Here is a 12,792-nt window from a genome sequence, read left to right as displayed (position 1 = left end):
AATACTTCATGATTATTCTACCTTAAAGCCGTCCAAAATTCAATGTATTATTTGTGAACGACTCTCAATTTCTACATTTATGAGTTGATTTGACAGATCTTCCTGGGTTTTTCGTCCAATTTTTACATATTCTCTAGTATGTCCCACCTGGTAGGTCTCTCCATCTATAACTGCGGCTTCCTCCATCAGGACCTCCTGTACTGTACCGATCAGCCGTTTCTCATACGCTTCCCGTTTTCTATGATCCAGTTCCTGAAGGACCCCGCTTCGCTGTGTTTTTACCGGTTCCGGCACCTGGTCTTTCATTGCGGCCGCCTTTGTTCCTTCCCGTTTGGAATACTTAAAGATATGGGTTTCATAGAAATCCACCCGGTCGATAAAAGCAAAAGAAGCCTGAAACTCTTCTTCTGTCTCTCCCGGAAAACCGACGATCACATCCGTAGTCAGCGCGGGATTCTGGAAAAACCGGCGCAAAATCTGACATTTTTCGTAATACTGGGCCGTATCATACTTCCGGTTCATACGGCGCAGTGTCGCATCGCAGCCGCTTTGCAGGGACAGATGGAAATGCGGGCAGAATTTCGGAAGTTCTGCCAAACTCCGGGCAAATTCCTCCGTAATGATCCCCGGTTCCAGAGAACCTAGCCGGATCCGCCGGATCCCTGCTGTATTATGGACCTGCCGGATCAAAGAAAGCAGATCCTCTCCCGTATCTGTTCCGTAAGAGCTTAAATGGATCCCGGTCAGTACTACTTCCTGGTAGCCCTGGCCGGCCAGCCGTTCTACTTCCGCCGCAACTTCTGTCTGCTTTCTGCTGCGCACCCGCCCTCTGGCATAAGGAATGATACAATAAGAACAGAACTGGTTGCACCCGTCCTGCACTTTGATAAAGGCCCTGGTATGACCGGCCGTATGGCTGACTTCCAAGGTTTCATACTCTCTTTCAAGGTTGATATCCAGCCGCTCTATCCGGGCTCCCGCCTGTCCTCTATTCTGGAAATACCCTTCCAGGATATGGGCGATTTCTTTCTTCTTATTGTTTCCTATCACGATGTCAATACTTGCATCCAAGCTTTCTTCCGGCTCTTTCGTCTGGACATAGCAGCCTGCGGCCACTACTACGGCAGAGGGATTTCTTTTCTTGGCCCGGTGCAGCATCTGCCTGGATTTGCGGTCCGCCATATTGGTAACCGTACAGGTATTGACGACATATACGTCCGCCTGCTCCTCAAAGGGTACGATCTCATACCCCGCCTGTTCTAAAATTTCCTGCATTGCTTCCGTCTCGTAAGCGTTTACCTTACAGCCCAGATTATGCAGCGCAGCTTTTCTCATATGATTGTTCCTTTCTCTGGCAATTTATTCCTTGACTTTTCCCCCGCCTGCTCTTAAGATATTTATAGAAATATTAAAGAAATCAGGGAGGTCATTTTAATGAAAACCGTAAAAATCTCTTTAAATACGATTGATAAAGTGAAATCTTTTGTTTACGAAATCTCGAAATTTGACTATGATTTTGATCTGATATCCGGAAGATATGTAATCGATGCAAAATCCATCATGGGAATCTTCAGTCTCGACCTGAACAGCCCTATCGAACTGGCCATTCACGCCAGCGAAGAAGAGCTCACTGATGTAATGAAAGTATTAGAGCCTTATCTTGTGTAAAACACATATCTCTATTTCGTATACTTAAGCGGCAAATCCTTGCAGGAAAAGATTGCGCGTATTCCGCGCAATCTTTTTTTATTTTCTTATTCCGCCTCAATGATCTGGACTGTATCCACCGCTTTCTGGACAAGCTCTTCAATTTTCTCCTTCAGCCGCTCTTCCGAACGCCGGATCACTTCCACATTGGGTTTTGTCACAGGATGTTTTGCCACAAAAATAGTGCAGCAGTCTTCATAGGGCTGGATGGAGGTCTCAAAAGTATCGATCTTCTCCGCGATCTCCACGATTTCCCGCTTGTCATAACCGATCAGCGGCCGGTATACCGGCAGTGTACAAACATCGTTGGTAGCCGCCAGGCTCTGCATGGTCTGGCTGGCTACCTGCCCGATACTCTCCCCGGTGATCAGCCCCAGGCAGCCGTCTTGTTTGGCAAAATGTTCCGCGATCCGCATCATATATCTGCGCATGATGATCGTCAGCTCGTCATGCGGGCACTGGTCATAAATGTACAGCTGGATATCTGTAAAGTTTACCACATAAAGCTTGATCGGTCCTGCGTATCTGGCTACTAGTTTTGCCAGATCCACCACCTTCTCCTTAGCCCGTTCGCTGGTATACGGCGGCGCATGGAAGTAAACCGCCTCGATCTCAACGCCCCGCTTGGCGATCATATATCCCGCAACCGGGCTGTCGATGCCGCCGGACAGAAGAAGGGTCGCTTTCCCGTTGGTACCCACCGGCATCCCGCCTGCTCCCGGTATGATCTGAGAATACACATAGATTTCATTCCGAATTTCCACATGGAGCATTACATCTGGGCGGTGCACATCTACTCTGGTCTGCGGAAACGCCTCAAGAATGGCCTCTCCCAGATCACAGTTGATCTCCATAGAAGTCTTTGGATAGGTTTTCTTAGCCCGCCGGGCTTCCACCTTGAAAGTCAGATCCTTATCTGGATACACTTCATCCATATAGGCTACTACATCTTTTTTCAGCTGATCAAAGCCCCGATCCTCCATGCGGACTACCGGACAGATTCCAACCAAGCCAAATACTCTCTTTAAATGCTCTACCGCTTCCTCATAGTCATACTCTTCCCCGCAGTCCACATAAATCCTTGCCTGGGATTTATAGACCTGGAACGTTCCGTCCACATCCTCCAGCGCCTTTTTCACCCGGCGCACCAGGGCATCTTCAAAAAGATACCGATTTTTCCCTTTGATCCCGATCTCTCCGTATTTTAATAAAAATGTATGAAATCTCATCCTTTACTTTCTCCCGTCCTGCAACTTCCGGCAGCGTCTGCTAATGCCGGGTATATTTCCGAAGTACTGGTACTATATTATAGAGCGTATCCAAAGTATAGTCAATCTCTTCCTGGGTCGTAAACTCAGACAAACTGAACCGCAAAGTAGCATCCAGATATTCCTGTTCCGCGCCGATGCCCTTTAACACCCCGCTGACCTGGGGATGATTGGAAGCGCACGCGGACCCAGAAGATACGTAGATTCCTTTTTCTTCCAGCGCATGGAGCAATACCTCGCTGCGGATCCCGGCAAACCCAACACTGATGATATGAGGCGCCGACGTTTCATCATACAGACCGTGGATCGTGGTATTCTCGATCTTTTGCACGCCTTGGATAAACCGCTCTTTCAATTCCCGCATAGCCGCTACTTTCTTATCCAGGTCCTGGTAAATAGTCCGCGCCGCCAGGGACAGTCCCGCAATGCCCGGGACATTTTCCGTGCCTGACCGGACATTTTTCTGCTGCTCTCCCCCAAATAAAATGGGCTGGATCTTCACATGGCTTCCCACATAGAGAGCGCCCGTGCCTTTCGGCCCATGGATCTTATGGCCGCTGACGGCGCACATATCCACATTTAATTTCTTTGGATAAATCCGGTATTTGCCAAATCCCTGCACCGCATCCACATGGAACAAGATCTCCTTATTATATGCCTTCACCATACTGGCCGCTTCAGCAATGGGCTGCACGGATCCCACCTCATTATTTACATACATGACAGAAACCAGGATAGTCTCGTCACAAAGGGCTTCTTTCAAAGCATCCAGCCGAATCCTCCCGTACCGGTCCACCGGAAGGAAGGTGATCCTATACCCTTCTTCCTCCAGATGCCGCATAGTATTGATCACAGCCGGATGCTCGATCGCTGAGGTGATCAGGTGATTCCCCCTGCGCCGATTGGCTCTTGCCGCCCCCATGATCGCCAGGTTATCACTTTCGGTTCCGCCGGAGGTAAAATAGATTTCTTTCTCCTGTACTTTTAAAAGCTTTGCCAATGTCTCTTTGGCTTCTTTTATATAGTGTTCCGCCGCCACGCCTTTGGCATGCATGGATGAGGGGTTCCCATAATCCTCACACAGTACTTTGCGCACTAGGTCTCCCACGCTGTCGTAGGCTTTGGTTGTGGCGGAATTATCCAAATATACTTCTTTCATAAATTCACTTCCTGATTTTTCTTACTACTAGATTATGTGCTTACGCTTCCAAGTGGAACATCAACAACGATAAAGCCGTCAGCCCTGCCGTCTCTGTGCGCAGGATGCGCCTGCCCAGAGAAATCGGCGTGGCGCCTGCCGCAATGGCGGCTTCCACTTCTTCTTTCTCAAATCCGCCCTCCGGGCCAATGAAGATGCCTACCGACTGGCCCGGCCGGATCGCCTGGATGATTTCCTTTGACCCTTCCACGTCTCGCTCCAACTCGTAGGGGATCAGCAGTACATCCAGCCCGTCTGCCATTTTCAGTGCTTCCTGATACGGCAGAACCTGCTCTACCTTGGGAATATAACCCCTTCCCGCCTGCTTTGCCGCACTTTCAGCAATCTGCTGCCAGCGGCTTACCTTCTTCTGCGCCTTCTTTTCGTCCAGCTTCACCACACAGCGGCGGACCAGCACCGGAACCACCTGGCAGACGCCAAGTTCCACCGACTTCTGGACGATCCACTCCATCTTCTCCTGTTTGGGCAGCCCCTGAAAAAGATAAATCTTAGAGGGAAGTTCAGTATCTGCCATTTCTTCCTCCAGGATCTTAAGATAAGCGGCGCCTTCCTCATACCGTTCTACCGCGCAGCGGTATTTCCGGTTGTCGCCGTCACTGACCATCAGTTCCTCTCCCGGACGCATCCGCAGGACATTTTTCATATGATTCACATCCGGTCCCTCAACCCGGATCCCGCCTTCTCCTACCTGAGAGGGCGGTACAAAAAAATGCTGCATACCTCTAGTTTCCCTTCTTCCTTGCTACCACAGAAGCCCACTCGCCCTGGTGCTCAATGCTGACAAGCTCCAGTCCCGCCTCTTCCACCGCATGGGCCACCAAGTTTTCTTTTCCTTCAATGATGCCGCTGGTGATATAGATGCCGCCTGGTTTCATCTGATGGACGATCACTGGCGTCAGCGGAACCAGCACATCCGCCAGGATATTGGCCGCCACAATATCATATTTTTCATATCCCACCTGCTCCTGGACGGCCGGGTCGTCAATGATATTGCCGATCATCACTTCATACTGGCCCCCATCAATGCCGTTTGCCTGCATATTTTCATGGGTGGCGTCAATGGCGCAGGGATCCAGGTCCGTGCCCACACTGTGGGCCGCTCCAAATTTCAGCGCCAGCATCCCTAAGATCCCGCTGCCGCATCCCACATCCAGCACCAGGTCTCCTTTGCGGACATATTTCTTCAAGGCCCGGATGCATAGCTGGGTCGTCTCATGCATACCTGTCCCAAAGGCAGTTCCCGGATCAATGTGGATGACCATTTTCCCGCTGTCCTTTTCTTCTACCTGCTCCCAGGAAGGAATGATCAGGATATCATCAATGGTAAATTGATGAAAGTACTGCTTCCAGTTATTCACCCAGTCTACGTCTTCCGTCACAGACTCTTCGATCCTGCCTTCTCCCACATCTATAAATGCGCGCAGCTCCTCCAATTCCCGGCGCACCTGCTGTAAGATGCTTCCTTTATCCTGCTCTTCCTCCAAATAAAAGGTCAGATAGGCGGTGCCGTCGTCTTCTGGAATATCCGGCAGGATATCTACAAACATCTGCTCTTTGTCCTGGGCGGTCAAAGGGATCTTATCCTCGATCTGCACCCCTTCAATGCCAAGATCCGCCAGCATGCTGCTGACAATATCTTCCGCCTGTGTAGTCGTTTTCAGACGAAACTGGTTCCATTTCATAATCGTTTCTCCTTTTCTTCCGGTTCTCTCTTACAGGATCCCCAGATGTTCCAGCAGGATCTTGCAGCCGATCAGTATGAGGATCACACCTCCTGCCAGCTCTGCTTTTGATTTGTATCTGGTTCCAAATATATTGCCTATTTTAACACCGATCACCGAGATTGTAAATGTAGTCACGCCGATAAAACTGACCGCCGGAACAATCTGTACAGACAGAAACGCAAAGGTCACTCCAACCGCCAGGGCGTCAATGCTGGTGGCTACCGCAAGAGCCAGCATAGTCCGCACGTCAAGAGAAGCTCCGGAAGAATCACAGGAGTCGTCTCCCTTCACCGCTTCCCGGACCATATTTCCTCCGATGACCCCCAGCAAAACAAACGCGATCCAGTGATCCACCGATGTGATCACATCCTTAAACTGCACGCCCAAAAGATACCCGATGGCCGGCATCAGCGCCTGAAACACACCAAAATACAATCCCACGATCCCTGCCTTGCTCCACGTACACCGCTTCATCGCAAGGCCCTTACAGACGGACACCGCAAAGGCGTCCATAGATAAACCTACCGCGATCAGAAAAAGCTCAAGAATTCCCATTTGTACCTCCTTTGTAGTTGGGGTCGGGGGATTTTTAAAAATCCCCCGGACCAGATTGAAAAAGCCCTGTCCCTTTTTGAATAATCGCCCAAAAAAAGACCTATTCATGGTATCCCATGAATAAGTCTCATCATTTAAAGTAATGCCAGGCTCTTCTTTCGTGCCAGTATGTTGACAAAACTACGCTTTTTGCGCCAACTACTCCCTTATCATTAAGTGCTATTATAAAGATTTTGGAGATAGATGTCAATTGGGGACAGGGCATTTTTTATTTGGGCCGGGGGATTTTTAAAAATCCCCCGGCCCCATTTGACTATTGTTTAATCCTGGACACCACTTTCAAATCTACGAAAGCCGTCATTTCCCATTTGTCTCCCGTCTTCTCCAACGCGTACTGACACTCTTGTGTCATCAGCTGCAGGGCTTTTCCTTCCACTTGTACATAGTAAGTCTCTCTTGTGGATATCACACAGTTGTTTTCATCGCTGTAAGTTACGTCTGTAAGCTCATAGGTATCCAATTGCTCTGTGATATCTCTCTGAACGTATTTCTCCTGTTCATTATAGATATCGCTCCCCGCCTTCATATAATCCGCGATCAGAGAGAAGTCGCTGTTGGTCACTGCGGCAGGGAAGTTCTTCAGATACTGCTCTACCACGGCTTCCGGCCCGTCTGTGTAGATATCCGCGCTTTTCGCGCTCAGCAGTACATTCGGCTGATAGGTGTAATCACATTCTCCGCCGTATTCCTGAGTGTGATATCCCACCTGGATATTCGCTTCGTCATCTACCGTCGCTCCAGTGCTGTCCTCAAATTCCAGCAGATAGAGTTCTTTCTCCATCTCATAGATCTCCTGGTAAATACTCTCCATAGAGTAGACATCATTGACGCTGTAGTATGCGCCTCCCGTCTGCTCCGCGATATAATTGATCTCAGAGGCATCAATGGACCCGATACCAATGATAAACACCGGCACATGATAGCGGTTGGCTACCTGGATCACGTCTTCCTGAGTACAGTTGCTGTAGTTGTCGTTTCCATCGGTAAAGGCGATCACACATCTGGCTCCTGTCTGGGCCGCCACCCGTTCTACCGCTGTGTAAAGAGCATCGTACAGACTGGTCATATCTCCTGTATCCAGTTGGTTCACCTTCTGGGTCAAAAGGGCGGGGTCATCGCAGAATTCCTGTTCCAGGCGGACTCCCGTGGCAAAGGAAGTCAGTTCTACCAAGTCTCCCGCATCAAACTGCACACTATTAATAAAATTATTCATAATGGATTTCGCTTCGTCCAGCGGGCTTCCGCTCATGCTTCCGCTCACATCTGCCACCATATCCACCTTCAAGGCTTCCGCCTCGTTCAGCTGGTTCACTTCTGTCACCGTCTGTCTGACAAATTTCGCGTTGGCGTCTTCCTTTCGGATATAGAACATTGCTTCGTCCAGATTCTCCGGCACTTCTCCCGTAGAAGGATCTTCCACGTTCACATACAGTCGGACCTTCGGAAATTCGGAAGCGTCCACCTGCTGTACCTCCACGTTCAATTCATTTTCCGATTCTATGTACATGTAGACGGCGTCATCCACTTTATCAAACGCCTCTTTGATCGCCCCATAGTCCCGGTCATCGCTCTTGGTCAGCTGCCCGATGGTCTTCATCTCTGATTCATAAGACGAAACTTCCGCTTCTTCCGCCTCAGACATGTCCACACTTTCGTAGAATTTGATCTGGTCTTCAATAAAGCTGTCCAGATCTTTTTGCACAGACTTTAACTCCTGGATCACATCCTGTTTCTCTCCTATATCCAAGATTCCCAAACCATCCCACTGCTCGGCCGCGCTTTTGGCCTCTTCTTCATATTCCGGGAATCCACAGTCCTTAATCTTGTCCAGCGCCCGGTCTTTTTGCATACTCAGTCCTGCCGTTGCGTAAACCGTTCCTCCTCCCAGCGCAAGCACCAGAAGCGCCGCTGCGATCACTGCTGCGATCACCGGCTTTTTCGAATGTTTCTTATTCTTGTTCTTTGCCGCCGGTTTCCTCTCCGCCTTCGGCAAAACAGCCTTTTCCGGCTGGCCCGCGCCGACGGGCGTTTCCTCCCCGTCTACCCTTGCCCCGCAATTGGGACAAAAGATCGAGTCATCCTGCAGCTTATGTCCACAATTCCCACAAAACATCTCTCATTCCTCCATTCCTTTATTCCTGTTTTGTTTCCAGATATTTCTCGAATCCAAATCCTTCCGCGATTCCTTCCGCGTCTGCTCTCGCCCAGGCTCCCGCCAGTTCTCCTGCCGCCGCCATCTGGCGCATTTCCGGTACTGTATGGAATCCATGCTCGATGATCATCCCCGGCACCCCCACATTCGCGGCTCCTCTGAGCACTCCGTAATAATCTCCGTGTTCTCCGCTCCTGCGGCATACCGTTCCTTCCACATCCGTCTGGTCATTGTAAGCATCCGTCCACTCCCGGATCTGCCCGCTTTCCTCGACGGCACAGAACGTACCCACCGCCGCGATCCCCAGTTGATAACTGGTTTCCGCCAGATGACTTCCGATCCCATTTGCGACTTTCACCGCCTGCTCCTGCTCACAGGCAATTTCATTCAGGATCAGAATCGGCTTATTGATAGAAATGGGCTGCTCTTCCGTCTCACAGCCATTGGCCCCTTCCAAATTTGCGTTGGTATGGATCGAAAGAAACAAGTCTGTCCCTTCCGCGTATTCCCCTCTCAGACTGATGTGGCCAGAATCCAAAGCATTATCTGTATACCCGTCTATAGAAATGCTTCCGGAGTCTCTCGTCAATATAGAAGTCACCCCATAGTCTTCCTTCAAAACTCCCGAAAGTTCTTTTGCAAGCTGCAGGGTGAAATCCCCTTCCGCATAGGCAGTTCCACTTTCCACCGTATTCTTCCCGCTGTAATGTCCCGGATCGATACACACCAGAAGATTGCTGGCCATTACCGTTTTCCCTTCTTCCGCCTGATACTTCTCTGGATCCGTCACTTTTACATCCACGCGGTATTCATATTGCTGGACGGCGCTTTCCTCAAGAGTGTCCACCCAGGCAAGCGCCGTATCCTCTACCCTCTGATCAGAGGCCAGAGTCCCTACCTGCTGCCAGGTATCCTCTCCGCTCTTCCGCCGCTGGATCTGATATTCCTCTACGTAAGGCTCCCACCGGTCCGGCCACTGGATCTGGATCTCCTGGCCGGAGATCCTGGAAAATCCGATCTCTTCCACCCGGACTTTCTGCTTCTCTGTCATATCCGTTTCTTCTTTTACCTGCTTCTTTGCCTCTTCTTTCCATTCTCCGCTATTTTGCTGACGGCTCAAATGCCAGCCCGCGAAAATCCCGATCCCAAGGAGCAGGATACCGGCTCCCGCCAGGAGCAGTATTTTGGTTCTTGTCTTCATGTTTCATTCCTCACTCCCCCATTATACTCCCCTCTTCCTATCTAAGTCAATCAGCCTGTCTTCCACCCCATCCATCTGGGAAAGTATTTCTTCTCTTTGCTCATCAAACAGAAGCCGTTTATTATAGCGGTAATACTTTGGGCAGTCATTTTCTTTCAAATACTGGATACTGTAAGCATTCGTATTCAGATCTGTCACGAACACCACCATCTCCTGGCTGTCTCCAAAGGCCGCTTCCAGGAAATCAAACACATGGTCCAGCGCTTCCTCCGTCTCATCCACAGCCTCCTGGCGGCGGGATGCTTCCCTTTGAAACCGTTCCCTGACCAGCCCCAAAGCGTCTTCCCCTGACAAATGTTCCTCTTTTACCAGCCGTTTCCAGTCTTCCAGGGTATCCAGTACCTTCCGCCAGAGATGGTCTTCTTCTCTGGTAAGCTGCTCTGCCGCGCGCAGCTTCTCGTAAGTTTCCTCTTCCTCCCTGCATATCTGCTCCATATGTTTCATCTCTTTCTGCGCCCGTTTTACCGTCTCGTAAAGCCGGGTCACATAGGCGTCCAGGAACCCATACCGGCGGAAGAATTCCTGGAGTCTCCCGGACAGCATTCCCACCACGCTGAGCCGTTCATCAAAAGCGGCGTAAGAAAGCTTCTCCAAAGTTCCTTTCTCCCACTGGCCTTTGAAAATATCTTCCAGACCGTAATCCTTCTGGTATTTCTCATAAAGTTCCAGGTATACCGCGAAATCCTTGGCGATCTTCCAGTGCTGGATATACTGATGGACCACCTCCCGGTCCACCTTCTTTCCCAGAGACTCATAGACCTTCAAAAGCTCAGAAAGATCCTCCCAGCCTCTTGCCGTAGCAAACGCTTTTCCATCCGGTGTCGTCTCCATCCGGTAGAAATGCTCTCTCTTCAGATCCAGATAAGAAAGGATGGCTGGATGGATACCGACCTTATAGGCGTACTCCTTCCACACGTCATAATTTTCTTCCACATCGATGCGCTTGATCCGGTCCAGAGTCACCACATCGAACTCCCGGACCGACCGGTTATACTCCGGTGGATTTCCCGCCGCCGCGATGATCCATCCTTCCGGCACTTTCTGGTTTCCAAAGGTCTTGCACTGCAGGAACTGCAGCATAGCCGGGGCCAGTGTTTCCGACACACAGTTGATCTCGTCGATGAACAGGATCCCCTCTTTCAATCCTGTCTTCTCCATTTTCTCATATACAGAAGCGATGATCTCGCTCATGGTATACTCAGTGATCTGATAAGCGGTCCCCCCAAACATCCGCTCCTTGATAAACGGCAGGCCAATGGCGCTCTGCCGGGTATGATGGGTGATGGTGTAAGAAACCAGGGCAATGCCGCATTCTCTTGCAACCTGCTCCATGATCTGGGTCTTCCCGATCCCCGGAGGCCCCATCAAGAGCAGCGGTCTCTGGCGGATGGATGGGATCACATACTCCCCGTAAGCATCCTTTTTCAGATATGCCTCTATCGAATCTTTGATTTCCTGCTTGGCTCGTTTAATATGCATAATCTTCTCCTTTTCTTCTTCGTTCTTCCAGATCTTTTCTGTCTAGATCCTCCTCCTCCAAGATCAGCTTCATCGCCCAGGGAGGAACTTCTCTGTCCTCATAATCTTCCTCCAGGAATACAAAGGCCGTTTCATAGGGCGGCATTTTCTCCGGATAGATTCCTTTCCCGTCTGTAAAATATATAAGGCCTTTCAGGTTCGAAAATGCCTGCTCCTCACGAAGCCTGTCCACATAGGCAAAAGCCGGCCGGAAATCTGTTCCGCCTTCTCCCTTTAATTCCAACTGCTCCATATACGCGGCCAGATCTTTCGCCTTCGTGATCGTCACATCAGTCTGGATCTCTTCGTCGCACTGAATGATATGGATGTTAACCTTTCGAAAGAAACTATTCTCTTCACTTAGAACGGTATAAGTCTCTTCCAGAAATTTGCGCACCAGTTCTCCGGAACAGGACATGGAAGTATCGATGACTACCGCAAACTCTTCGATCTTCTTTTCTTCTTTCCACTCCTGGGGCTCGATCAATGGAAGATTTCCATACAGCCGCAGTCCATAGCTGTAGAATACATAATCAAAGGAGTCCGGATCCACCGCCATCTCTTCCCTGAGGACCGCGAATTTACGCAGGAACTTCCGATAGTCAAACCGCTGCCGGTTCTCCACCTTGATCTGTTTGGCCAGATTGCCTGACTGGGAGGACGCTTCACTGGAAAACCCTTCCATTTCCATCTCGGTCTTCTCGCTGATATCCTGCCATTGATTCTCAATCTGCTGACGCTTCTTTGGATCATCTTCCGGCCAGTATAGGTGGCTGTCCACCTGGAACTCCGCTTCCAGCCGTTCCAGCTTTGTTTCCGACAGATCCCAGGACAACAGGCATTGACAGATCTTTCCGGCTGTCAGTACCTTCATAGCCTCTTCCAGCTTCCGGTACGTCTCCCTGCGAAGGAACGACCGGGGCTGGCGCACACAGCGGCAGGTCATTCCATCGATCACAGATTCCACCGCGATATCACAGGCCAGATCATAGTATCTCTTCTGCCTTCCCCCTCTCCCGGTCATATGCCGGAAGATTCCATGCAGCGCCATGTGCAGATACGCCCGGTTTACGAAGACGGGATTCTCCCGGAACATCCCGCCCAGCCAGGCAGGCCCGTAAAAGATGGAAAAGCCGTCTGTTCCAATGGTGCCTATCCCTTCATCCAGCACAAAAGTAAAGCTGCTTAAAGCCACGTCCAAAAATCGCATCGAAAGATACAGTTCATTTCTGGAAACGATAAGGATCTGACGTCCGATCTGCTCCAATTGTTCCACTATATCGTTCTCTCTGTCTCTCATGCTGATCTTCTCCAATTTCTATTCTTTT

11 protein-coding genes are annotated in these 12,792 nt (G+C 50.1%); 1 reads left to right on the top strand and 10 read right to left on the bottom strand.

Annotated features, from left to right (window positions below):
• Window positions 1–39: 39 nt before the first annotated feature.
• Window positions 40–1,335, bottom strand: coding sequence for a tRNA (N(6)-L-threonylcarbamoyladenosine(37)-C(2))-methylthiotransferase MtaB (gene mtaB / locus FND36_06565; GenBank protein ID QDW73726.1), 1,296 nt, complete (start codon window positions 1,333–1,335; stop codon window positions 40–42).
• A gap of 99 nt (window positions 1,336–1,434) precedes the next feature.
• On the opposite strand from mtaB, the gene FND36_06560 reads away from it, so the two are divergent.
• Window positions 1,435–1,668, top strand: coding sequence for an HPr family phosphocarrier protein (locus FND36_06560; protein ID QDW73725.1), 234 nt, complete (start codon window positions 1,435–1,437; stop codon window positions 1,666–1,668).
• Window positions 1,669–1,754: 86 nt separating this feature from the next.
• Here the strand turns inward: FND36_06560 and thiI are convergent, their stop codons facing one another.
• The 9 genes from thiI to FND36_06515 all read right to left on the bottom strand — a co-directional run bounded on the left by thiI (window position 1,755) and on the right by FND36_06515 (window position 12,764).
• Window positions 1,755–2,936 (bottom strand): tRNA 4-thiouridine(8) synthase ThiI, encoded by a 1,182-nt coding sequence (gene thiI / locus FND36_06555; protein QDW73724.1) that lies wholly within the window; start codon window positions 2,934–2,936, stop codon window positions 1,755–1,757.
• A gap of 40 nt (window positions 2,937–2,976) precedes the next feature.
• Complete coding sequence (locus tag FND36_06550; protein QDW73723.1) at window positions 2,977–4,134, bottom strand: cysteine desulfurase; 1,158 nt, start codon at window positions 4,132–4,134, stop codon at window positions 2,977–2,979.
• 40 nt (window positions 4,135–4,174) lie between these two features.
• Window positions 4,175–4,912, bottom strand: a complete 738-nt coding sequence (locus FND36_06545) for a 16S rRNA (uracil(1498)-N(3))-methyltransferase (GenBank protein ID QDW73722.1) — start codon at window positions 4,910–4,912, stop codon at window positions 4,175–4,177.
• A 4-nt stretch (window positions 4,913–4,916) separates the two neighbouring features.
• Window positions 4,917–5,876 carry a 50S ribosomal protein L11 methyltransferase gene (locus tag FND36_06540; protein QDW73721.1) on the bottom strand — a complete coding sequence of 320 codons (960 nt, stop codon included), beginning with the start codon at window positions 5,874–5,876 and terminating at the stop codon, window positions 4,917–4,919.
• Between the two features lie 30 nt (window positions 5,877–5,906).
• Window positions 5,907–6,473 carry a manganese efflux pump gene (locus FND36_06535; protein QDW73720.1) on the bottom strand — a complete coding sequence of 189 codons (567 nt, stop codon included), beginning with the start codon at window positions 6,471–6,473 and terminating at the stop codon, window positions 5,907–5,909.
• Between the two features lie 313 nt (window positions 6,474–6,786).
• Window positions 6,787–8,646, bottom strand: coding sequence for a VWA domain-containing protein (locus FND36_06530; GenBank protein ID QDW75562.1), 1,860 nt, complete (start codon window positions 8,644–8,646; stop codon window positions 6,787–6,789).
• A gap of 19 nt (window positions 8,647–8,665) precedes the next feature.
• Window positions 8,666–9,886 (bottom strand): N-acetylmuramoyl-L-alanine amidase, encoded by a 1,221-nt coding sequence (locus tag FND36_06525; protein QDW73719.1) that lies wholly within the window; start codon window positions 9,884–9,886, stop codon window positions 8,666–8,668.
• Window positions 9,887–9,907: 21 nt separating this feature from the next.
• The gene (locus FND36_06520) at window positions 9,908–11,425 is read right to left on the bottom strand and encodes an AAA family ATPase (GenBank protein QDW73718.1); all 1,518 of its coding nucleotides are present in this window, start codon (window positions 11,423–11,425) and stop codon (window positions 9,908–9,910) included.
• Window positions 11,415–12,764, bottom strand: a complete 1,350-nt coding sequence (locus FND36_06515) for a metallopeptidase (GenBank protein QDW73717.1) — start codon at window positions 12,762–12,764, stop codon at window positions 11,415–11,417. The genes FND36_06520 and FND36_06515 overlap by 11 nt, the downstream gene beginning before the upstream one ends.
• Between the last annotated feature and the right edge of the window lie 28 nt (window positions 12,765–12,792).

This window comes from Lachnospiraceae bacterium KGMB03038, from assembly GCA_007361935.1.
Classification (GTDB): domain Bacteria; phylum Bacillota; class Clostridia; order Lachnospirales; family Lachnospiraceae; genus Massilistercora.
This window is presented reverse-complemented; position numbering and strand designations above follow the sequence as displayed.

Coding starts and splice junctions, on each gene's coding strand:
- FND36_06540 (QDW73721.1), bottom strand. CDS start 5,876: ATGAAATGGAACCAGTTTCGTCTGAAAACGACTACACAGGCGGAAGAT.
- FND36_06515 (QDW73717.1), bottom strand. CDS start 12,764: ATGAGAGACAGAGAGAACGATATAGTGGAACAATTGGAGCAGATCGGA.
- thiI (QDW73724.1), bottom strand. CDS start 2,936: ATGAGATTTCATACATTTTTATTAAAATACGGAGAGATCGGGATCAAA.
- FND36_06535 (QDW73720.1), bottom strand. CDS start 6,473: ATGGGAATTCTTGAGCTTTTTCTGATCGCGGTAGGTTTATCTATGGAC.
- FND36_06545 (QDW73722.1), bottom strand. CDS start 4,912: ATGCAGCATTTTTTTGTACCGCCCTCTCAGGTAGGAGAAGGCGGGATC.
- mtaB (QDW73726.1), bottom strand. CDS start 1,335: ATGAGAAAAGCTGCGCTGCATAATCTGGGCTGTAAGGTAAACGCTTAC.
- FND36_06550 (QDW73723.1), bottom strand. CDS start 4,134: ATGAAAGAAGTATATTTGGATAATTCCGCCACAACCAAAGCCTACGAC.
- FND36_06530 (QDW75562.1), bottom strand. CDS start 8,646: ATGTTTTGTGGGAATTGTGGACATAAGCTGCAGGATGACTCGATCTTT.
- FND36_06525 (QDW73719.1), bottom strand. CDS start 9,886: ATGAAGACAAGAACCAAAATACTGCTCCTGGCGGGAGCCGGTATCCTG.
- FND36_06560 (QDW73725.1), top strand. CDS start 1,435: ATGAAAACCGTAAAAATCTCTTTAAATACGATTGATAAAGTGAAATCT.
- FND36_06520 (QDW73718.1), bottom strand. CDS start 11,425: ATGCATATTAAACGAGCCAAGCAGGAAATCAAAGATTCGATAGAGGCA.